Origin of the sequence: Streptomyces sp. NPDC058751, from assembly GCF_042746485.1 — a bacterium.
Taxonomy (GTDB): domain Bacteria; phylum Actinomycetota; class Actinomycetes; order Streptomycetales; family Streptomycetaceae; genus Streptomyces.
Genome location: NZ_JBHYPZ010000021.1, coordinates 56,347 through 77,734 on the forward strand (window position 1 = coordinate 56,347; position 21,388 = coordinate 77,734).

General features: G+C 67.1%; 24 protein-coding genes and 1 tRNA gene. 22 read left to right on the forward strand and 3 right to left on the reverse strand.

Going from position 1 to position 21,388, the window contains the following annotated elements:
- Both ACFW6B_RS20435 and ACFW6B_RS20440 read right to left on the reverse strand, forming a co-directional pair.
- Positions 1–1,254, reverse strand: a complete 1,254-nt coding sequence (locus ACFW6B_RS20435; protein ID WP_386597869.1) for a DUF262 domain-containing protein — start codon at positions 1,252–1,254, stop codon at positions 1–3.
- Positions 1,255–1,333: 79 nt separating this feature from the next.
- Positions 1,334–2,242, reverse strand: a complete 909-nt coding sequence (locus ACFW6B_RS20440; protein WP_386597870.1) for a YDG/SRA domain-containing protein — start codon at positions 2,240–2,242, stop codon at positions 1,334–1,336.
- Between the two features lie 398 nt (positions 2,243–2,640).
- On the opposite strand from ACFW6B_RS20440, the gene ACFW6B_RS20445 reads away from it, so the two are divergent.
- The 18 genes from ACFW6B_RS20445 (at position 2,641) to ACFW6B_RS20530 (ending at position 15,963) form a co-directional block, all read left to right on the forward strand.
- Positions 2,641–3,153, forward strand: a complete 513-nt coding sequence (locus tag ACFW6B_RS20445) for a DUF4365 domain-containing protein (RefSeq protein ID WP_386597871.1) — start codon at positions 2,641–2,643, stop codon at positions 3,151–3,153.
- Positions 3,150–4,298, forward strand: a complete 1,149-nt coding sequence (locus tag ACFW6B_RS20450; RefSeq protein ID WP_386597872.1) for a hypothetical protein — start codon at positions 3,150–3,152, stop codon at positions 4,296–4,298. Before ACFW6B_RS20445 ends, ACFW6B_RS20450 begins: the two co-directional genes overlap by 4 nt.
- A gap of 128 nt (positions 4,299–4,426) precedes the next feature.
- Positions 4,427–5,176 (forward strand): transposase family protein, encoded by a 750-nt coding sequence (locus tag ACFW6B_RS20455; RefSeq protein WP_386597873.1) that lies wholly within the window; start codon positions 4,427–4,429, stop codon positions 5,174–5,176.
- Positions 5,177–5,689: 513 nt separating this feature from the next.
- Positions 5,690–6,526, forward strand: coding sequence for a helix-turn-helix domain-containing protein (locus ACFW6B_RS20460; protein WP_386597943.1), 837 nt, complete (start codon positions 5,690–5,692; stop codon positions 6,524–6,526).
- Between the two features lie 170 nt (positions 6,527–6,696).
- Positions 6,697–7,017, forward strand: coding sequence for an ATP-binding protein (locus tag ACFW6B_RS20465; RefSeq protein ID WP_386597944.1), 321 nt, complete (start codon positions 6,697–6,699; stop codon positions 7,015–7,017).
- Between the two features lie 175 nt (positions 7,018–7,192).
- On the forward strand, positions 7,193–8,044 hold the full coding sequence (locus tag ACFW6B_RS20470) for a sigma-70 family RNA polymerase sigma factor (RefSeq protein ID WP_386597874.1): 852 nt from the start codon (positions 7,193–7,195) through the stop codon (positions 8,042–8,044).
- The gene (locus ACFW6B_RS20475; protein WP_386597875.1) at positions 8,041–8,862 is read left to right on the forward strand and encodes a protein phosphatase 2C domain-containing protein; all 822 of its coding nucleotides are present in this window, start codon (positions 8,041–8,043) and stop codon (positions 8,860–8,862) included. The genes ACFW6B_RS20470 and ACFW6B_RS20475 overlap by 4 nt, the downstream gene beginning before the upstream one ends.
- Positions 8,863–9,040: 178 nt before the next feature.
- The gene (locus ACFW6B_RS20480; protein ID WP_329299726.1) at positions 9,041–9,388 is read left to right on the forward strand and encodes a hypothetical protein; all 348 of its coding nucleotides are present in this window, start codon (positions 9,041–9,043) and stop codon (positions 9,386–9,388) included.
- Positions 9,389–9,393: 5 nt separating this feature from the next.
- Positions 9,394–10,761 (forward strand): FtsK/SpoIIIE domain-containing protein, encoded by a 1,368-nt coding sequence (locus ACFW6B_RS20485; RefSeq protein WP_386597876.1) that lies wholly within the window; start codon positions 9,394–9,396, stop codon positions 10,759–10,761.
- 85 nt (positions 10,762–10,846) lie between these two features.
- Positions 10,847–11,503 (forward strand): DUF2637 domain-containing protein, encoded by a 657-nt coding sequence (locus ACFW6B_RS20490; RefSeq protein ID WP_386597877.1) that lies wholly within the window; start codon positions 10,847–10,849, stop codon positions 11,501–11,503.
- A gap of 17 nt (positions 11,504–11,520) precedes the next feature.
- The gene (locus ACFW6B_RS20495) at positions 11,521–11,706 is read left to right on the forward strand and encodes a hypothetical protein (RefSeq protein ID WP_386597878.1); all 186 of its coding nucleotides are present in this window, start codon (positions 11,521–11,523) and stop codon (positions 11,704–11,706) included.
- Entirely contained in the window at positions 11,703–11,882 is a 180-nt protein-coding gene (locus ACFW6B_RS20500) for a mobile element transfer protein (protein WP_386597879.1), read from the forward strand. The genes ACFW6B_RS20495 and ACFW6B_RS20500 overlap by 4 nt, the downstream gene beginning before the upstream one ends.
- 15 nt (positions 11,883–11,897) lie before the next feature.
- Positions 11,898–12,053, forward strand: a complete 156-nt coding sequence (locus ACFW6B_RS20505; protein ID WP_385706818.1) for a hypothetical protein — start codon at positions 11,898–11,900, stop codon at positions 12,051–12,053.
- A 26-nt stretch (positions 12,054–12,079) separates the two neighbouring features.
- Positions 12,080–12,385 (forward strand): SpdD protein, encoded by a 306-nt coding sequence (locus ACFW6B_RS20510; RefSeq protein WP_386597880.1) that lies wholly within the window; start codon positions 12,080–12,082, stop codon positions 12,383–12,385.
- A gap of 97 nt (positions 12,386–12,482) precedes the next feature.
- The gene (locus ACFW6B_RS20515) at positions 12,483–13,823 is read left to right on the forward strand and encodes a replication initiator (RefSeq protein ID WP_386597881.1); all 1,341 of its coding nucleotides are present in this window, start codon (positions 12,483–12,485) and stop codon (positions 13,821–13,823) included.
- A gap of 20 nt (positions 13,824–13,843) precedes the next feature.
- Complete coding sequence (locus tag ACFW6B_RS20520) at positions 13,844–14,014, forward strand: AlpA family transcriptional regulator (protein WP_266765852.1); 171 nt, start codon at positions 13,844–13,846, stop codon at positions 14,012–14,014.
- Complete coding sequence (locus ACFW6B_RS20525; protein WP_386597882.1) at positions 14,011–15,384, forward strand: tyrosine-type recombinase/integrase; 1,374 nt, start codon at positions 14,011–14,013, stop codon at positions 15,382–15,384. The genes ACFW6B_RS20520 and ACFW6B_RS20525 overlap by 4 nt, the downstream gene beginning before the upstream one ends.
- A 195-nt stretch (positions 15,385–15,579) precedes the next feature.
- Entirely contained in the window at positions 15,580–15,963 is a 384-nt protein-coding gene (locus ACFW6B_RS20530; RefSeq protein ID WP_386597883.1) for a DUF6083 domain-containing protein, read from the forward strand.
- A 175-nt stretch (positions 15,964–16,138) separates the two neighbouring features.
- Here the strand turns inward: ACFW6B_RS20530 and ACFW6B_RS20535 are convergent.
- Positions 16,139–16,210 (reverse strand) — tRNA-Arg (locus ACFW6B_RS20535).
- A gap of 257 nt (positions 16,211–16,467) precedes the next feature.
- On the opposite strand from ACFW6B_RS20535, the gene ACFW6B_RS20540 reads away from it, so the two are divergent.
- From ACFW6B_RS20540 to ACFW6B_RS20555, 4 genes are all read left to right on the forward strand, one after another.
- Positions 16,468–17,040 carry a response regulator gene (locus tag ACFW6B_RS20540; RefSeq protein WP_386597946.1) on the forward strand — a complete coding sequence of 191 codons (573 nt, stop codon included), beginning with the start codon at positions 16,468–16,470 and terminating at the stop codon, positions 17,038–17,040.
- Between the two features lie 327 nt (positions 17,041–17,367).
- Entirely contained in the window at positions 17,368–18,483 is a 1,116-nt protein-coding gene (nrtL, locus tag ACFW6B_RS20545) for an ArgS-related anticodon-binding protein NrtL (protein WP_386597884.1), read from the forward strand.
- Positions 18,484–18,505: 22 nt separating this feature from the next.
- On the forward strand, positions 18,506–19,897 hold the full coding sequence (gene lysA, locus ACFW6B_RS20550; RefSeq protein ID WP_386597885.1) for a diaminopimelate decarboxylase: 1,392 nt from the start codon (positions 18,506–18,508) through the stop codon (positions 19,895–19,897).
- 194 nt (positions 19,898–20,091) lie between these two features.
- Entirely contained in the window at positions 20,092–21,384 is a 1,293-nt protein-coding gene (locus tag ACFW6B_RS20555) for a homoserine dehydrogenase (protein ID WP_386597886.1), read from the forward strand.
- Positions 21,385–21,388 lie beyond the last annotated feature (4 nt).

Genomic DNA, 21,388 nt, shown 5'->3' on the forward strand with positions numbered 1-21,388 from the left:
CTACGCCTTTCGTGGCGCAATGGGCAGGAAAGATGTCTGGAAATCTCGGTAGTCCAATTCGATACCGAGTGCCTGCCCCAAGGCTTCGCCCCAGAGACCGAGACGTCCCGTGACTGCATCGTAACGCTTCGTTGTCGAAATGAGGTAGGAGGCGAATTGCTGGTTGGTGGTACAGAGGTTTTCGAACGCATCTACCACGCTCTCGCCATTAGCCCTTGACAGCTCTGCCAGGCGAGGATCGGAGAAATACCAGGTCATGACGTCGAAGACTGCTACATTGAAACGCGGCATGTACTTCGCGCGCTCGGCATCGAACCGCAAGAAAGCAGTGCGTCCGAAGATTTCGAAGGTGACTTTAATGGCTAGCTCCAGTCTAGCTAGGAGCTCTACCAAGTCGTCAGAGATTTCATTGAAGTGATCATTGCCTCCACTCAGGACGCGATCCAGGAAATCTCTGAGATCTCCACCATATTTGGAAACATTTGTCTTGAAGCCGATGTAGCGCAAAAGCGTCTCGGCGTCCCTCAACCGGCTATCGGCGTCCTTGAGGCGACGCGCATCCAGAATTGGCTGACTGTTCGCGCTCTCATGGTTAACGAAGTTAGTCAAGCTTCCTGGGTAAAGAGCCTGGCGTAGTTCGTGCGAGGCCAGGGGAACGCTAGCCTTATTGAGGCGGGAAAAGATGAGGTGAAGGAGCGCCGGCGTCCGCCAGTTCCTTACCACGATGGTACGAATAGGTTGAGCATACATTGTCTGAATTAGTTTGCGAGTGTCGCTATTTAGGCGAATCTGGTCATAGTCGTGGCCTCCCACTCGATCATCAAGTAGTTCTAGGCCCGTAAGCCTTAGCTTATTAGGTGCCCCTTTAATGAAGGATTTGAGTGCGGTGAGTCGCTGCTTCCCGTCTAGAACGTAGAACTGACTAGGATTGGTTAGGCTTTCGGCAAGTACCAGTGGTGGGACTGGTAGTCCGAGCATCAAAGACTCAATGTAAAGACTCTGTCGCTTGGCATTCCAGGCCGTTCGGCGCTGGAACGGTGGTGTTGTGTAAATTACGCCTTGCGCTTCTGGGTCATTGGGATCCGCGTCGATTTGCTCGATGACTGAGCTAATCGTCCAGTCCACTGTGTAGACAACGCTTCCTTGGACCTGCTCGGCGGTGAGCTTGCCCGGCTCTTCGTATGACTCTCCAAATTCGTCATCGGGGTCCACTTCGAATTCGATGCGAGTATCACGACTGTCGGAATTTTTCACTTATTTATCCATTCTCAGATAATTGAGGTGGAGGTGAGCAGGTTGCTGACCGTTTTCATCGGATCCAGTGCTGGTGGCGTCAGGCGTGGCGCCACCGCTCACGGTGTTGGCGTACGCACTCCATGTCGAGGGTGTGCTGCGGTTGGGTACGGAGGGTACCGCCCTCAATTCCTCCCCGGACCACGGTCAGATCGTCGCGAATCATGATGGCGCCCGCATCGAACATGACATGGCAATTCGGGCACAAGCACAGGACGTTACCCGTCGTGTCGGGTCCGTTGTGGGGGCTACCGAGTGCCTGTATGTGGGCGCCTTCGCTGTAACTGCCGCCAGGTACCTCGATGCGCAGGCCGCAGATTTGGCAGCAGTTGTCGTGCCAGCCTTTGACCTGACGTTTGACCGCGCTGTTGCGAACGATGCGCTGGACGGTGGTGGCTACGCGCTTGGGCGACTGGTTCCCGGCCGAAAGCTGCTCGGGGCTACGGTCGACAGGTGCCCTGTCCTCGGTGTAGCCATCCTGCACCAGGGACTTGAGAGCTGATGCCCCGTCATACTCCTCGAGCCGGAATTGCCAGATAAGGAAGCCGTCGATGCCGAGCTTGCTTCCGTAGCTGGTGACTCGGAAGAGCCCGTCGTACCTGTACCCGTGCACTGGGGCCCACCGGGATCCTCTGTGGGCTCCGCGAAGCACCCGGACGGGGAGGCCTTCCAAGTAGCTCGTGACGAGCGCCGCGTTTCCCGCGTCGTCGAGACTCTGATCACTAGCCTGGCTGCCAGACGAATCCTGACCGCCGTGGCCGGTGTAGACGATGACATCCCCGTAGTCCTCATCGTCCTTGTAGCCACCAGATACGACGATCGACTCGGCGCCGTTCTTCTTGGTGCCACAGATGCCTGCCTGGAGTGGGCGATGGACGCCGGCCTCGTGGGCGAGCCGCCGGCTGACGAACTCCTGGCCAACCTTGGTGTTGGGGACTTCACCGATCATGCGTACACCCTGCCACCTGTCACTGACCGTTGCCGAGGAACTGAACTGTCTGAGCCACACGTGCTCGATGGAGCTCTGACTGTAGGAGGAGAGCCCGCTCCATCGTTTGGAGTAGTTCGTTAGGGCATGCAGCGAAACGAGCGCTTGTGAGTGGCAGTTTGCGGCTCCCGCGGGATCCTGGGTGGAGCACGGAAGGGTCCGGTTGTCGTACGCGCGTGCGACACTCCTCTGCGGCTCGACACTCCGTGCCACCACTTGCAGGGAGCGTGACACTTATGCGAACGCACAAGCGCCGTCGCTCGCTGCAATGCACGAAGCGGGCTACTTACCCCTGCACTCCCACTCCCCAGCCTGCGAGCCTGCGTTACGCTTGCCACAGGCTGAGAGTGGGGGGCTACGTGGGGGAGCCGGGAACCTGGCAGCAGGAGCAGATCAGCCTTGCCTACCTCTCCGCCGTGGCAACACGAGCTGGCGTAACGACTGCTCATTGGAACGTTGATAAAGACGCCGTTGACATCACTTTGAAGCGGCGTGGCCTCCTCGCCGAATTTCAAATGAAGTGTTCCTATTCCCCCACCTTGTTGAGCGATGGGGAGACTTACGCGTACGATCTGGACGTCCGCGCTTACGATATTTTGCGTGATCGTGAAAGGTCGGCAGCGGGGTATCTTGGACTTGTCGTCGTACCTCGAAATCTCGATGAATGGCTCGTGCATGACGAGGAATCATTGCTCATGCGATGCACGGGCTTTTATGCGCGAATTCAGAATTGTCCTCATGTTTCAAACGAGGGCACTACGCGAATCCATATCCCCAAGAAGCAGCGTATTGATGCGGCGGGTCTAGATAGCGTCTTCACTTATGCGTACGACCGCCTTTTCATGAACCAGGGTGACGAGGGGGTGCAGTGAAAATGTTCGACATCGGATTCGAAGAAGTCGAGTCTTACCTACGCCACTCGGGGTGGCGCCGCTCCCTCGCAGGCCCTCTAGCGGAGATGTGGCACCCGCAGCATGATGAAAATCTGACTGTGCTTGTGCCGAAGAAGTCAGATGCTCCAGACTTCTCAAAGAGTCTGAAGCTACTGACCGCGGAGGTTTCTCGTCTGGAGAATAGGCCGGAAGCGGATATCCGACTGGAAATTTCTCGTCAGTTTGTAGACGTTACCGACTTGCGAGCGGAAGATTCAGAAATTGCGGACGGTACCATTCCGCTGACTTCTGGAATTGGGCTTTTTAACTCGGCTCATCGCCTGATGGTTTCGGCTGCAGCTGCAGCACTGCAACGCCAGAGTTATTACGGCAACTCCATGCCAAGGGCTGCCTACAAGCATGCGCGACGCTTGCGGTTGGGGCAAACGCGACCCGGCTCCTATATCGTTCCCGTGATCAGTAGCGCTAAATTCGGCGCGTTGGTAACGACAGGATTCGACGGGCCGAGGCTTGAGGCCGGCGCCGATGACTCATACTTTGAGCGGAGAATGCTCACAACGCTTTCTCGTGCTCTAGAGACGCTTTCTGGACTCACTGTTGAAAGTGGGCGAGTTCCTGCTAAATCTGATGTGCTTGATGCCGTCGATGAAGGCGTTTCGAGTGAACTCTGTGCTGCAGTTTTGGATGTGATCGGAAAAGGTGATGTTGCGGTATTTGATGTCACTTTTAACTGGGCCCCTAATTCGTCTGCTCCATCCGATGTCCCAGAGAAGATTGCTTTCCCTGGAGAAGCTGCTCGTCTGATTGAACAGATTGAAGGGGACCTAAAGGAGGCTAACGCTCCTGCCGAGCGTGTGCTATATGGCGTAATTAGACGTCTGTCGCTGAAGAAGAATGAAACGGCAGGGCACGTGGCTCTCGAAACAGTTTTGGAGGGTAAGTCTCGTATCGTGAACTTCGAGCTTCCTCTAGACGTTTACCGACGCGCCGCCCAATATCATGGAGAGCGGCGTCCGGTAATTGTTCGAGGTATTCTCGATGCCACTCCAGGGCGGAGGGCAATAATGAAGGTTAAGGCGTTCGATGCTGACCGATCTGTGGCATCTTTCGATGACCTGAGCTGAATGCCAATCAGTGAGGTCTTTCAGTGAGGGCACCGATCGGGTGACAGCGACCTTGGCCACAACGCACAAGGCTCCCGTGCCGTTGAGGGAGGTGTTCGAAGTCTCAACCCATCGGCGCAGGAGCCCTGTTGGTCCCTCATCCTGCCGCGCTTGACCTGCCCCATGCGCTCATCGAGTGGGTCACCATGCTCATCGTCACCCGCGAGGGTGGCCGCCGATGCAAGCTCCCACCGCACCAGCGTGCCCTGGTCGCTCTGGTGTACCTGCGCAAGCACGAGCCCCTCGCACAGATCGCCGCCGGGTTCGGCATCTCGGTCGGCACCGCGCACGCCTACACCAGCGCGGTCGTCGAGCTGCTGGCCGCCCGTGCCCCGGGCCTGTTGCGTGCTCTGCGGGAGACGGACCCCGAGTTCGTCCTGCTGGACGGCACCCTGGCCGAGTGCGACCGCCTCGGTGACGGCCGGGCCGACTACTCGGCCAAGCACCGTCGGCACGGGGTGAACGTGCAGGTGGTCACCGACCTCCATGGCGAGGTGCTGTGGCTGTCTCCGGCCCTGCCGGGGCGCTGTCACGACCTGACCGCGGCCCGCGCCCACCGGATCATCAGGATCTGCGAGCGCCAAGGAGTGCCGATCCTCGCCGATCGCGCCTACATCGGTGCCGGCGCGTGGGTGACCACACCGGCCAGACGGCCTGCGGGAGGCGAACTGACGCTCACCCAACAGACCGTCAACCGCGCGCTGTCGAGGGCGCGGGCCCCGGTCGAGCGCGGCATCGCACGCCTGAAGTCCTGGCGTATCTTCCGCCGATCCCGATGCAGCCCGAATCGAATGACGTCAATCGCCGCAGCCATCCTCACCCTGGAGCGGCAACGCTGAAAGACCTCAGTCCCGCACCCGCCTCAGCTCCCATCCCGTCTGCCGTCGACCCACACACCGTGGAGCGGGCGTGGTTCAGGGCGTCAAGGTGGAGCGCCCTGCCGGACGAACGACCTTGACGCCCTGGGCCGCGACTGCTCGGCTCTGCCTGGGTCGACGGCAGACGGGATGGGAGCACTCCACACACGCCACACTCGGCCGGCACCCGCGAACGGCGCCCCCTCCATCTCGGAGCCTGAGCGCCCCCGCCGGAGGCACGTTCTGACCGGAGCACTCCGTGTCCAGGTCTCTACCCAGGGGCCGTAGCCTGCTGCGGCCCCTGGGGCCCGGCCCCGGCGCCGAAGGCGCAGAGGGGCCGGGCCCCAAGGGCCAGCCCGCGCTCGCGCGGGCACTTGAACCAGTAGAGAAAATTTGAATCACATCGTCCTTGTGGGGCCGCTGTGATCGTTGCGCTGGGTGCTCGCCCGGCGTTGGTGTAGAACGCTGGGTATGGGGAGTGAGCGGCAGGAACGAATGCGGGCGTTGGGGGTGCGCCTTCGGGCTCTGCGCGTGGATGCTGGCCTGACCGGTGCCGTGTTGGCGCAGCGAGCTGGGGTGGGCCAGCCGACGGTTTCGAAGGTGGAGAACGGGCGAATGGTTCCCAGCCGCGACGTCCTTGACCGTCTGACCGGAGCTCTCGGCCTGGATGTCTCTGCCGTCTCGGAGTTGCGGGCGGCTCTCGCCGAAGTCGAGTCGGCTTCTTCCGCGGGCGCGGACGAGAGCCTGTCGGGTTCGAGCGTTTCCGCAGACGCCGTTGTCGACCTGGCGGTGCGCGGGGCCCGGCTCGTTCGGTCGTTCCAGTGTGTTGTCCTGCCGGCCATGCTCCAGAGTGCGGAGTACGCGCGGCACGTCTTCGCGAGTACGCCTGGTGCGGATGCGGCCGAGGTGGGCAAGGCTGTTGCGGTTCGTGTGGAGCGGCAGAGCGTCTTGTACGAACCCGGACGAGAGTCTGTCTTCGTGGTGACCGAGGGCGTGCTCCGGACGTGGCCCGGCAGTCCGGCGCTGATGCTTGCTCAACTCGACCGGCTGCTTGCGGTGGAGAGCCTGACCACTGTGCGCCTCGGGGTGCTCCCGTGGGATCGGCCTGTGCCGGTCATGCCGCGGCACGGCTTCACCTTGTGTGACCGGGAGACGGTGGTCGTGGAGACCTTCCGGGACGAGCGGGCGGAGAAGGACCCGGACGTGCTCGCGTCGTACGAGGAGACGTTCGCCCAGTTCGAGGGTGCGGCTGTTTTCGGTGATGAGGCTCGGGAACTGCTGATGCGGATCATGGGTGATCTGCGAGTCCTGCCCGAGGACGTCACTCCATAGAGGAATAATTCCTCTGAATGCCTAGAGGGTTGGCGTGTAGAGGAATACGCTGCCTGCGTGCTGTCTAGCCCTCTAGACGAGGAGTGTTCCTCTTGCTTGCGAAGTGGTGCCGTCCGTTCCCTGGCCTGCCGCAACAGGTCGCTGAAGCCCGATACTTCGTCGCTGCCCTGATGGAGGCCGAGGGGCCCCGCATGGTGGAGAACGCCGTCCTCATCGTCAGTGAGCTGGCGTCCAATGCCGTCCGGCACTCCCGGAGCGGTCGTAAAGGCGGCTGGTTCCTCGTGATCGTCGTACTCGATGACGACCGGGTGCGCATCGAGGTGATCGACGAGGGCGGCTATGACAGACCGCAACTCCTCGCCGTCAACGACTGGGAGGAGGAGGGTGGGCGCGGGCTGTTGCTGATGGCGACCTGCGCCAAGGACTGGGGAGTGAAGGAACGGACGCACGGCCGGTCCGTCTGGGCCGAGCTCGCGCGAGCCGGCGCATGATCCCCGTCGCCCTGGGCGGCCGTGTTGCATGCCGCGTGGGCGGCGGGGGGTGAGCCCTCGGGGGGTCCCTGGCTATCGGTCCGGCTTCTATGTGGTCGATGTTCGTACGGGCCGCCGTCTCCCGCCCGAATCGTCTAGGGCCCTAGACTCCTGGGTGCGTCTAGGAGGTGTGGGCATGTCGGACGAGTTGCAACGGATCGCGGCCATCGATGATCCGTACTTGCTGCTGCGTGAGGTCACGACCAGGTTGGCCGACGCTCAGCAGGAGGTTACGGAACTCGCTCGGCTGCGTCGGCGTGTGGTGCAGGACCTGCATGCGCAGGGGTTGTCGTACGCGCAGATCGCGGCAAAGGCTGGCCTGAGTCGCGGGCGCATCCATCAGATCCGGCATACGGGACCGGCTCCTGAAGGGGCCTTCCTCGGGCGCGGTGCCGTCATCGTGGCCACTCCTTTGCGTCGCGATGATGAGCGTGGGCGCACGGTGGTCGCTGTGGACGACGTCAGTTCGGGTAAGCGGCTGGAGGATCTGGCGCGGTCGTACGGGCTCGACGTCCTCTCCGAGCACGTGTCGGTGAGCGGTGACATCGATCTCAACCGTGACGGCCTGGTCGTGGTTTGCGGCCCCCGGATGTCCCAGCAGATGTGGGACACCTACAGCCAGGACCCGGTGTTGAGCTGGGAGCAGGCGAACGACGGGCCGTGGACCGTTGTCGACGGGCGCACGGGCGCCGTGTACCGGTCGGGGCAGGACAGTGACCCGGCCCGCCCGTACGACGTCGGATACCTCGGCAGGCTGCGCCGGCCAGACGGGGCTGGCTCGCTGCTGGCCATCGCCGGAATCCACACGCAAGGCTCTCTCGGCGTCGTCCAGTTGCTCTCCTCCGACCTGAACAGCCTGTGGGGGCAGGTGGGCGAACAGCGCTTCTCCACTCTCGTGGGAGTCGAGTACGACCCCGAGACCGGCGAACCCCGCAGCGTCGAACTGCTCTGCCCGCTCTACCGCCACGACGAGGAGTCGGCGGCGTGACGATTGCGTTGGTCTCGCTCCCCGCGACGCCCAACGCTCCGAACGAGGATTTCGCCGCTGCCTCTCCTGAGGCTGCGGTCCTCCTTGACGGCGCGGGGGTGGCGGGGGGCCGGACTGGCTGCGAGCACGGTGTTGCCTGGTTCTCATCGACACTGGGCGGGGTCCTGCTCGGCACGCTCGTCGCTCAGCCGGGCCTCTCGCTGGCCGAGTGCCTGGGGCATGCGATCCGCACCGTCCGTTCCCTGCACGAGGGTGACTGCGACCTGCGCCACCCGGCCAGCCCGACCAGCACTGTCATCGCTGCGAGGATCCGGGCGGGCGCTCTGGAATACGTCGTCCTGGGAGACTCGGCGCTCCTCCTGGCCGATCGTGACGGCACGGTCGACGTCGTCACGGACCGACGGCTGGACGAAGTGGGCAAACAGCTGCGCGGTTCCGTCGATGCGTTGCCCACCGGTTCGCCCGAACACGCCGCCGCGCTGGCCGAGTACAGGAGTGCCCTGACCGGGCTGCGTAACCGGCCCGAGGGCTTCTGGATCGCGGGGCCCGACCCGGAAGCTGCCCAACATGCGCTCACCGGTTCTGTCCCGCTGGACTCGTTGGCGTCCGTGACGCTGATGAGCGACGGGGCAACCCGCCTCGTCGATCGCTTCGAACTCGCCACCTGGGACGAGCTGTTCGCGCTCGTCGCCGCTTCCGGCCCTGCTGAGGTGATCCGTCAGGTGCGAGACGCGGAAGCCGAGGACCCTGCTGGCCGGCGCTGGCCGCGGGGCAAAGCCCGTGACGATGCCACGGTGCTGCACTGGGTGCTGCCGTAGTCGCTGCGACTCGCCGCAGCCTTTTGTGTACCCCCCTAGACAGTTGACGGGTCGTCGGCTTACTGTTGTCGTCAACCCCCCTAGACAGTTAGGGCGGCTCCCTCCTCGTGCTGTCTAGGGGGGTATCCAATCGAGATGACGCCGGAAGCGGCGTCACCGACTCAGTGAGGTCAACAGAATGCGTGTCATCCCCGTGGACACTTCGGCCGCGACGCTCCTCGTCACCAAGCTGCCCGAGGTGAAGGTGAAGGACCGGCAGACGGGTGAGATCGCCGTGGACCCGGTGACCAACGACCGGCTGATGGTGCTGGAGGTGGTGTTCATCGCCCAGGGCGGCTCGGACATGGTCAAGGTGACCGTGCCCGCCAAGGGCGTCGGCGAGGGCCTGGTCATGGGTACGCCGGTGATCCTCTCCGGCCTGGTCGCGCGGCCCTGGGAGAGCGAGTTCGGCGGCCGGGCCCGGCACGGGATCGCCTACCGGGCCGATGCCGTCATGGCCAACGTCCCCGCCTCGGTGCAGGGCTGAACGCCATGACCGACTCCGTGTGGACGCTGCTCCTGGCGCTGGTGGCGCTGGGCGTGATCTTGCAGGTGTTGCGGCGCCGGTTACCGGTCGTCTTCTGGCGGCTCATCGGCTATCCGGTCGTCGCGCTGCGCGTGCTCACCACCTACCGCGCCACCATGGACGCCTGCGGCCTGACCGTCCCGGCTTCGGCTGTGCGGCGCGCGACGGCCCGGATGATGGGGCGGGAGGCGTCCCCCGTACCGCCGCGCCGGTCGCTTCCCCTGCCCACCGGCTCGGGACTCGTGATGCGACTGCGCATGGCGACCGGGCAGGCTCCGGAGGACTTCGCCGCCTCCGCCGACCGGTTGCGCCACGCCTGGGCGGCACACGCCGTCCACATCCGCCCGACCAAGCCGGGACGCCTCGAACTGCGGCTCATCGGCTGGGACGTACTCGCCGACGTGCGTCCCGCCCGGCGCCGGCTCTCCGGCGGACCGCTGACCCTGCCTCTCGCTCTGCGGGACGACGGGAGTTGGCACGTACGGGACTTCCGCACCGTGCCGCACGAACTGATCCTCGGTGCCACTCAGTCCGGCAAGTCCGTCTACCTGCGCAACCTGCTGTGCGGCCTGGCCCGGCAACGGGTCGTCCTCGTCGGCATCGACTGCAAGTGGGGCGTTGAACTGGCGCCGTTCGCGCCCCGGTTGTCCGCGCTCGCCGATACCTCGGACCGTGCGAACGAACTCCTGGACGTACTCCTGGAGGAAATGGAGGAGCGGTTCCGGCTGATCGGCGTCACCTCCGGAGCGGGCCCGGACGCCGTGCTCACCTCCGACGTGTGGGGCCTGCCCGACGCGGTCCGGCCCGTGCCGATCGTGGTCGTCGTCGACGAGGTGGCAGAACTCTTCCTCGCCGCGAGCCGCGACGACGAGAAGCGCCGGGACGCCATGGTCACCAAGCTGATCCGCATCGCCCAACTCGGCCGCGCCGCGGGCATCTACCTGGAAGTGTGCGGACAGCGCTTCGGCTCCGAACTCGGCAAGGGCGCCACCATGCTGCGGGCCCAGCTCACCGGCCGCGTCTGCCACCGGGTCAACGACGAGTCTTCCGCCAACATGGCCCTGGCCGACATCTCCCCGGAAGCCGCGCTCGCCGCGACCGGCATTCCCGCCGACCGCCCCGGTGTGGCCGTCGTCGGAGACTCCTCGGGCGGCTGGTCCCGCGCCCGCTCACCACACCTCACCCTGGACGACGCCGCGGCCGTCTGCCGCGCTACCGCGGACCTGGCCCCGGACCTGCCTCGCCTTGCCGCCTTCCGGCCGGCCGTCGCTCCGGAGGCCGTGGAGAAGCCCACGCCCTCCACCGCCGCCGCCCCGCGCCCGGTGACCGAGTAGCGGCACCTCTTCCCCCGGTCGGCGTGACCGCCTCGCGCCGTGTCCCTACCCCTCCCATGCCTCGAACCGGAAGGAGTCCGTGCCGATGCGTGCCTTCCTGGCCCGTGTGGACGCCGTGATCATCCAAGCCGTCATCGCGGGCGCACTGTCCTTCTCCCACCTGCACGACCTGGCCGAGGCGGCCGGACAGGGCGGCTGGAAGGCGTGGGCCTACCCCGTCTCCGTCGACCTGCTTCTCGTCGCTGCCTGGCGGCGAATGCGCGAACAGCAGCGCTCGGGGCTTCCGTCTGGTGGGTCGCGACTCTGGTTCCTTGTCGCCCTGGCCGCGTCCCTCGGTGCGAACGTCGCCACTGCCGGACTCCTCGACATGGAAGACGTCCCCGCGACGCTCCGGGTGGTTGTCGCGGGCTGGCCGGCCGTCGCCTTCTTCGGCGGCACCCTGCTGGCTCACACGCCCAGCAACCCGGAACCGCTGGACGGACCCACCCCGGTCGCGCCGGACCCGGACGCCCATACACCCACGCCTGAACCTGTCCCGGCCCTGGAGCCTGCGACCGAACCCACCCCGGCGGCCCCAGTGACGGTCCCGGCCGTCCAACTCCCGCCCGCCCTCGTCGACCGCGCCCAGACCCTCGCCCGAGAGCACCAGTTGGCCACCGGCCAGCCGGCCGACCCCGACACCATCCGCGCCAGCCTCGGCCTGCCCCCGTCCATGACCCCCGCCGTCGCCGCCCACCTCTGACAAGGGAGACAACCGCCATGCGCCCGGCTCTGCGCTCCGCCCTGGAGCACGCCGCCGAACTGACTCGCAGCAACCGCCTGGTCGACGCCTTCGCCCTCGGAGAGGCCGTGATCGACCAGGCCACCGACGAGGAACACGCCGAGATCCGCCAGTGGCTCGCCGACCACGCTCACGACTTCACCGGAGAGGACCCCCTGTTGTGAACCCCCGCTTCCGCGACGTCCGCCGCATCGGCCCCGTACAGGTCGCCTCGTACCTCTCCCGAGGCCGTACCCGACACGTCGCCGCCTGCACCGCCCCGCGCTGCGACTTCTCCGCCGAGTACGACAGCCGCGCCGCCGCCGAACTCGCCGCTCGCATCCACCGCTGCCGCGCCTGACAGGAGACGACCGACATGCACGTCCCGCTCTGGCTCGCCCTCCTCGCCGTCGGGGCCCTCGGCGTCCGGCTCGCCCGCCCGCCGTGGTGGCTCGTCGTCGTGCTCCTCCTCGGCGGCTACCTCGCCGCCGGGAGCTTCCTCGCCCCCGCCATCGATCCCGTCCTCAAGTAGCGCCCGTACAGAAGGGAGTTCGCTCCATGTTCAAGCCCAAGTACCCGCCCATGGACACCGCCCCGGTACCTGCCGCGCCGCCTTCGACCGTCCACAGCCTGGTTCCCCTTCAGCGCGCTGCGGCTCCTGCTCCCACAGAGGCGGCTTCGAGCCGTCCTGCCGTGTACTTCACCCCGGGGAGCGTGCTGACCCTCGTGGTGGGCGGCTCCGCCGTCGTCCTGGTCGTGGGGGCTGTCCTGGTCTCCATGCTTCTCGCCGTTGCGATCACTGCGGCTTCTGTGGCCGTCTGCGCGGTCACCGTTCGTTCGATCCTCAAGAGCGACCGCCGCTGACCTCACTTCGTCCGCGTACTGGCTTGCCCATGGTGTCTAGTCCCCTGGACAGGCCAGGCGCTGTCTCGAACTCGTTCCCTCAAGGAGGAACCCGCACATGCGCCCCGAGGCTCCGACCGGAGCCGTCCGTCAACTGGCGGCCCTCGCCCAGCTCGGCGACCTGAGCAACTACGCGCACCAGATCCAACGACTAGGCGGCTGCGAGCGACCTGTACGAATGGAGGGCCACCGCCTGGACGTCCTCGCCGCAACCGGCGAAATCGTCCGAGAGATCGCCGACCACGACCTTCCCGCCGGACAACTCCTCATCCGCTGCAACAACCGCCGCGCAACCCGCTGTGCCGCCTGCGCCGAGGTCTACCGCAAGGACACCTTCCACCTCGTCACAGCCGGCCTGAGCGGCGGCAAGGGCATCGGTCCCACGGTCGCCGAACACCCCCGCGTCTTCGCCACCTTCACCGCACCGTCCTTCGGCCCCGTCCACAACCGGCCCGGTGGCGGACGCTGCCGCTGCGGGCGCCTGCACGCGGACGGAGACGCCGAACTCGGCACCCCTCTGAATGCGGACCGCTACGACTACCGCGCCGCTGTCCTGTGGAACGCCCACGCCGGAGCCTTGTGGGCCCGCTTCGTCACGTACCTCCGCCAGCAGCTCGCATCTCGCGCAGGCATCGGCCGCTCGGAGCTGCGCGACTGCCTCAAGGTGTCGTACGCCAAGGTCGCCGAGTACCAGCGACGGGGCGCCGTCCACTTTCACGCCGTGATCCGCCTCGACGGACCGGACGGAGCCGAGGACACCCCGCCGGCCTGGGCCACAACCCAACTCCTCACCGACGCCATCCGCTCGGCCGCCACCCTCGCCGAGACGCCGGGCCCGGTCCTGGACGGCCGCGCGCACACCTTCCGATTCGGCGAACAACTCGACGTCCGCCCCATCCAGTCCGCCGACTTCACCGGCCCCACCAACCTGAGCAGCCGCGCCGTCGCCGCGTACATCGCCAAGTACGCGACCAAGGGCGCCGAAAGCGCGGGCACCCTGGACCGCCCCATTCGCAACCCCGTCACCGACCTCATCGGCGCCGAAGTCACCGACCACGCCCGACAGATGATCCTCACCTGCTGGCGCCTCGGAGCCCTGCCCGAACTCGAAGAACTGCGCCTGCGCAAGTGGGCTCACATGCTCGGCTTCCGCGGCCACTTCTCCACCAAGTCCCGCGCCTACTCCGTCACTCTCGGCGCCCTGCGCCAGGAACGCGCCGACCACAACGAGGCACGCACCCGCGAACGCGCCGTCGAAGCTGGCCACCCGCTGCCCGACCCGGACACCGTGCTTGTCCTCTCGCACTGGCGCTTCGCTGGCACTGGCTTGACCGACGCCGAGGCCTTGTTCGCCGCTGCTCGACACCCCGCCCCCGAGACAGAAGGAGAACCGACGTGAGCCCGCATCGAGACGAGTTGATGACTGTTCGCCAGGTCCTGGACGAGCTGGGTGGGGTCTCTCGCCGGACGTTTTATCGCTGGCGTGAGCTGGGGCATGGGCCAGCCGCGTTCAAGCTGCCCAACGGGGAGCTCCGGGTGTGGCGGAGTGACTTCTCCACGTGGTTGCGAGAGCTGGAGGCCGCGGCGTGAAGTCTCTCGATGTGAAGGTGTGGGGCGTTCGGAAGCGGAACACGAAGAAGTCGTCTTATGACGTCCGATGGATTGTCGCTGGCAACGTGTTCTCCGAGCAGTTCCGAACCAAGGGACTGGCGGACCACTACCGCTCCAAACTGCTTCAGGCCACCCATGGTGGCGAAGGGTTCGACACGGTCACTGGCCTTCCAGACTCGATGGTCGAAAAGGCGGCCTCGATGAGCTGGTACGTCTTCGCTCTGCGGTACCTCGCCATGAAGTGGCCCCACGCGGCTCCCAACACGCGCAGCGGGATCAACGAGTCTCTGACGGCGGTGACCATGGCGCTCCTGGATGACCGGCCGGGACAGCCTCCCGAAGAACTGATCAGGAAGACGCTCCGCAACTGGGCGTTCGTCCTCCCCGGACCGGATGAGCGCGAGTTGCCCGATGACGTGGCGAACACACTGCGCTGGGTGTCGAAGGCCTCGCGACCCTTGGCAGACCTCGGCGATGCCGCGCTTGCGAGAGCGGTTCTGGATTCGCTGAGACTGAAGCTCGACGGGACTGCTGCGTCCGCGGAAACCGTCCGTCGCAAGCGTCGAACGCTGGTCAATGCGCTGCACTACGCGGTGGACCTCGGAGAGTTCAAAGAGAACCCGGTGACCCGGATTCGGTGGAAGAAGCCGAAGGTTGCTGGCGAGGTCGACCCTCGTGTGGTCGCCAACCCCGAGCAGGCACGGGCTTTGCTGACGGCCGTGTCGTACATCGGCGGGTATGGCCGGGCCCGCGGTCGGCGGCTCGTCGGTCTGTTCGCCTGCATGTACTACGGAGCCTTCCGGCCAGCCGAGGCCGTGGCGCTCACCGAGGCGGACCTGAAGCTTCCCGAACGCGGCTGGGGTACGGCGCTTTTGAACCGGACGCGGCCCAGCGTCGGCAAGCAGTGGACGGATTCGGGCGAGACTCACGACGACCGGGGGCTCAAGAATCGTCCTGCGGAGGAGGTCCGGCTCGTTCCGATTCCGCCTCAGCTCGTCGTCATTCTCAAGCAGCATCTCGACACCTTCGGCACCGCTGAGGATGGGCGACTGTTCACGAACGAGCGTGGGGGAGTGGTCGGCTCGTCGACGTACTACCGCGTGTGGCAGGAAGCTCGGGCGCTGGCACTTTCGCCGGCCGCGGCTGCCTCGCCGCTCGCTGCCCGGCCGTACGACCTCCGGCACTCGGCCTTATCGACCTGGCTCAACTCTGGGGTAGACCCGACCGAGGTAGCCGAGCGGGCAGGGAACAGCGTCGAGGTCCTGCTTGGCCGTTATGCGAAATGCATCGACGGGCGCCAGGAGATCGCCAACCGGAAGATTGAAGACCTTTTGAGTGAGTACGAGTGAGTTGGATCGCTCGGCGAACAGCCCCCAGCCTTTTCGGGTTGGGGGCTTCGTCGTGTACTGGCCGTATCTTCTACGTCGCTGGTTGCTGGATACACCTGTCGCGTCGATTTCCCTTTCGCTGGTGCGCGGGCGCCTCAGGAGTCCCGTCCGATTCGCCCTCTACACGCGGACGGGCAGAGTGCTGACCCTCGCTGTATGGGGGCTGCGAAGAAGTCGACGCGCCGGTTGGGTGGGGCACGGCTGATGTGCCCGTACTGCGGTCTGCCGCAGGAACGGGTGCCGACGCTCGAACACGACTGGGTGCTATTGGAGCCGGACATGGCTCCGCTCGCCCACGTGGTGCCGGCGGAGCATCGGTGGATCGAGACGTCTGACGGGCGGGTGACGGTGTATGGCGTCTGTCCCCCCGATCCGTTCCAGCGGTGCCGCATCGAGCATCGGTTGGCCTGTCCCGAACAAGCCCTGCCCGACCTGTGGCCGTGGCTGACGAGCCTGCGAGGCGAGAACGCGCGCCAGGCCGAGCGGCTGAACGAACCCGAGCCGCCCCGCCCTCCCGAGGAGTGGCCGGACGCCGGATGACGGGCATCGGCTGAATTGCTGGGCTGACCTGGGGCGACGCTCCAAGATCCTGTCCACAAATAGTCCACAGACCCCGACATACGGCGGCTCTGGGCGGCATCCGGCTGCACATACGCGAAGACCCCGGCCTCAGCGTTTCCGCTGGTGACGGGGTCTTTGGGCACCTCATACAAGGTGCCCCCGGCAGGATTCGAACCTGCGCACACGGCTCCGGAGGCCGTTGCTCTATCCCCTGAGCTACGGGGGCGTGTCGGGCGCTTTGTGTGCGGCGACGGGTAGAACCCTACCAGCTCTTTCCGGGGTGATCGCCACGTGTTTTGGTCGGGTGGGTGGTGTCGCGGAGGCGGGAGGGGGGAGTGAGGTGCGAGTGGGGGAGCGGGGTGGAGGTGAGTGGAGTGGGGGCGGCTCCGGTGGTGGGGGCCGTGCGGGGTGGAAGTGGGGAAATCCCGGACGCGGCGGTGGGCGCGGACCTACTCTCGAGTTGTGTCAGGCGTGTCCGGTCGGGTGCTTGTTGTGGACGACAACAAGGTCATCCGGCAGCTGATCAGGGTCAACCTCGAGCTGGAGGGTCTCGAGGTCGTGACCGCGGCCGACGGTGCCGAGTGTCTGGATGTCGTTCATCAGGTTCGGCCCGATCTCGTCACCCTCGACGTCGCGATGCCCCGGCTCGACGGCCTGCGTACCGCCGCTCGGCTGCGTGCCGATCCCCGGACCCGGAACCTGCCCCTCGCCATCGTCAGCGCCTGTACGCAGTACGAGGTCGAGAGCGGGCTCGACGCCGGTGTCGACGCCTTTCTCGCCAAGCCTTTCGAGCCTGCCGAACTCGTGCGGCTTGTGCGGCAGTTGATCGAGCGGAGTGAGGTCGACGGCGGTGCCGTCGGTGATGTCGCCGGCGATATCACCGTCGGTGGCGTCGGTGGCGTCGGTGGGGTCACCAGCGGCTCCAGCCGCTCCAGCGGTCCCGTCGGCCCCAGCGGCCCCATCGGAGGTTCCGTCGAAGGGGCCGAGCGCGTGGGGCATGCCGGGCGTACGGGGAGTGCGGGCAGCGTGGGGTGGGCGGGGCATCCCGGGCATTGAGCCGTACCTGGTTCCGCCGGTTACGTAGTTCTTCGGTCCGAGTTCCTCGGTCCGAGGGTTTCGCCAGTACGCAGCCCCTCGGTCAGTAGGCAGCCCCTCGCTCGGTCCGCGGGTCCACCGGCCCCGGGTCCAAGGTCCCCGGTCCGCGGGTCCACCGCTCCATCGACCTTCCGGTTCCCCGCCCCAGCCTCACGGCCCCCAGGTTCACGGTTCCCCAGGTTCACGGCCCCCGGTTCACCGCCCCGCCCCCACCAATCCCGTCCACATCCCGGACCATCGGCCAAACCGGCTCGCTTTCACACCCCCCTCCTCCCCTAGGCTTGTCCCGTGACTCCCGTCGAGCTCTCCCGGACCGTGCTGCGCGCGGTGCGTCGTGCTGTCGACGGGGGGGAACTCGGCGTCTCCGTGCCCGTGAGTGCGGCGGTCACCCCGCCGGGGCCGGGTGGGTGCGGGGACTTCGCCACGAACATCGCGTTGCGGCTGGCCGGGCCTGCCGGGCGGCCCGCTTCCGAGGTCGCCGCGATCCTGCGGCCGTACATCGAGCGTGATCCCGGGGTCGCCGACGTGACCGTCACCGGGCCCGGTTTCCTCAACATCACCCTTGCGCGCGGCGCCCACGCAGGTCTGGTGGAGACGGTGCTGGAGCAGGGGCCGCGGTACGGGTACGGCGACGCCCTCGCCGGGCAGGTCGTCGAGCTGCGCGTGCCCCACGACACCCGGGCCGAGACCGTCGCCGACGCCCTCGTACGGATCGTCGCCACCCAGGGCGGACACGCCGAGGTGCGGCACGCCGAGCCCGTGAACCTGCGGCCCGTGCCCGCGCCCGAGGACCCCGCCCCCCTCGGTCACGACGCCGCCCGCTGGGCCCTGCTCCACCCCGCGCCGCACGACCGGCCCCGGATCGGCGCCGACCACCTCCTCCAGCGCGAGAGCAACCCCCTCTTCCGCGTCCGTTACGCCCACGCCCGCACCCGGGCCCTGAGCCGTAACGCCGCCGCCCTCGGTTACGGCGGCGACCCCCGGGCCGTGCGCTCCCCGGACGTACGGCAGCCGGACCACGACCGCTCCGGCGTTCCGGCCGGGGCCGGCGCGCCCGTCGGCACCGGGGCGCGTCCCCGCCGTGACGAGGGCCCGCTCCGGACGTCCGTCCCCGTCCTCGCCGACCCCACCCCCGCCCCCGGCGAAGCCGATCTCCTCGCCGCCCTGGCCGAGTATCCGCATGCCCTGCGTCAATCCGCGCGGCACCGGGCGCCCGACCGGCTGGCGCGGCACCTCGTCGTGACCGCCGACGCCGTTCTCGGTTTCCAGTACGTCGTGCTGCCGCTCGGCGACGAGAAACCCTCGGCCGCCCACCGTGCCCGGCTCGCGCTCGCCGAAGCCGCCGGGGCGGTGCTGGCCGGCGGCCTGTCCCTGCTCGGCATCAGCGCACCCCAATACCTTTGACGAAGTAGAGAGCACCGCAGACATGAGCCGTTCCGCACACCCCGCCGGGCCCCGGCACGCCGACGTCCTCACCGAGGGCCACTACAGCGCGCCGCCCGCCGACATCAACGCCCTCGACCCGAAGGTGTGGTCGCGCACCGTCAGCCGTACGCAGGACGGGGTCGTGAGCGTCGGAGGACTCGAAGTCACCGCGCTGGCCGATGAGTTCGGCACTCCCGCCTACTTCCTCGACGAGAGCGACTTCCGGGAGCGGGCGCGTGCCTGGCGCACCGCGTTCGGGCACGACGCCGACGTCTTCTACGCGGGCAAGGCGTTCCTCTCGCGCGCCGTCGTGCGGTGGCTGCACGAGGAGGGGCTCAACCTGGACGTGTGTTCCGGGGGTGAGCTGGCGACCGCCCTGTCCGCGGGGATGCCCGCCGACCGCATCGCCTTCCACGGCAACAACAAGTCCGTCCACGAGATCCGTACCGCCATCGAGGCCGGTGTCGGACGGATCGTGCTCGACTCCTTCCAGGAGATCGTGCGGGTGGCGCACATCGCGCAGTCCCTGGGCAGGCGGCAGCGGGTGCAGATCCGGGTGACCGTGGGCGTGGAGGCGCACACGCACGAGTTCATCGCCACGGCGCACGAGGACCAGAAGTTCGGGATCGCGCTCGCCGACGGGCAGGCCGCCGAGGCCGTACGGCGGGCGCTCGCGCTCGACGCGCTCGAACTCGTCGGGATCCACTCGCACATCGGCTCGCAGATCTTCGACATGGCCGGCTTCGAGGTCGCCGCCCGCCGCGTCGTCGCGCTGCTGGCCGCGGTGCGCGACGAGCACGGGATCGAGCTGCCCGAGATCGACCTCGGCGGCGGTCTCGGCATCGCGTACACCAGCGACGACGACCCCCGCGAGCCGCACGAGATCGCCAAGGCGCTGAGCGAGATCGTGACGCGGGAGTGCGAGGCCGCGAGGCTCAGCACGCCGCGCATCTCCGTGGAGCCGGGGCGCGCCATCGTCGGGCCGACCGCGTTCACGCTGTACGAGGTCGGCACGGTCAAGCCGCTCGACGGGCTGCGGACCTACGTCTCGGTGGACGGCGGCATGTCCGACAACATCAGGACCGCGCTGTACGACGCCGAGTACAGCGTCTCCCTCGTCTCGCGCACCTCCGACGCCGAGCCGATGCTCGTACGCGTCGTGGGCAAGCACTGCGAGAGCGGGGACATCGTGGTCAAGGACGCCTTCCTGCCGGCCGACCTCGCGCCGGGCGACCTGATCGCGGTGCCGGCCACCGGCGCGTACTGCCGGTCCATGGCCAGCAACTACAACCACGCCCTGCGCCCGCCGGTCGTCGCCGTGAAGGACGGCGAGGCCCGGGTGATCGTCCGCCGCGAGACGGAGGAGGACATCCTGCGTCTCGACGTCGGATGACATCGGGTGACAAGAGGTGACTTCAGGTGATCGGATGGACCGGATCGGCCGTACGGGGACCGGGGCGGAAGATCTCCTGTCGTCGCCTGCAAGGAAAATGAAATGGACGTCTCACAATCCGGACTAAGGGTAGAAAGTCCCGTCCGGTGAGTGAGACTGGTCCAACCGAAGACGGTATGAGGAAACGAGGTCGGATGATGCGTACGCGTCCGCTGAAGGTGGCGCTGCTGGGCTGCGGGGTTGTCGGCTCAGAGGTGGCGCGCATCATGACGACGCACGCCGACGACCTCACGGCCAGGATCGGCGCCCCCGTCGAACTCGCGGGTGTCGCCGTCCGCCGGCCCTCCAAGGTGCGCGAGGGCATCGACCCCGCCCTGGTCACCACCGACGCCACCGCCCTCGTCAAACGCGGGGACATCGACGTGGTCGTCGAGGTCATCGGCGGCATCGAGCCCGCCCGGGCGCTGATCACCACCGCGTTCGAGCACGGCGCCTCCGTCGTCTCCGCGAACAAGGCGCTGCTCGCCCAGGACGGCGCGGCCCTGCACGCGGCCGCCGTGGAGCACGGCAGGGACCTCTACTACGAGGCCGCCGTCGCCGGCGCCATCCCGCTGATCCGGCCGCTGCGCGAGTCCCTCGCCGGCGACAAGATCAACCGGGTGATGGGCATCGTCAACGGCACCACCAACTTCATCCTCGACAAGATGGACTCCACGGGCGCGGGGTACCAGGAGGCCCTGGACGAGGCCACCGCGCTCGGGTACGCCGAGGCCGACCCCACCGCCGACGTCGAGGCGTTCGACGCCGCCGCCAAGGCCGCCATCCTCGCCGGGATCGCCTTCCACACGCGGGTGCGCCTCGACGACGTCTACCGCGAGGGCATGACCGAGGTCACCGCCGCCGACTTCGCCTCGGCGAAGGGGATGGGCTGCACCATCAAGCTGCTCGCCATCTGCGAGCGGGCCGCGGACGGGGGCTCGGTGACGGCGCGCGTCCACCCCGCGATGATTCCGCTGACCCACCCCCTCGCCTCCGTGCGCGGCGCGTACAACGCCGTGTTCGTCGAGTCGGAGGCCGCCGGCCAGCTCATGTTCTACGGTCCGGGCGCCGGCGGCGCCCCGACCGCGTCCGCGGTCCTCGGCGACCTGGTGGCCGTGTGCCGCAACAGGCTCGGAGGTTCCACCGGCCCCGGCGACTCCGCGTACGCGCAGCTGCCCGTCTCGCCCATGGGCGAGGTCGTCACGCGGTACCACATCAGCCTCGACGTGGCCGACAAACCCGGTGTCCTCGCCCAGGTCGCCACCGTCTTCGCCGAGCACGGGGTTTCCATCGACACCGTGCGCCAGTCGGGCAAGGACGGCGAGGCCTCCCTCGTCGTCGTCACCCATCGCGCGTCCGACGCGTCCCTCGCCGGAACGGTCGAGGCGCTGCGCGGCCTCGACACCGTGCGGGGTGTCTCCAGCATCATGCGGGTTGAAGGAGAGTAACCAG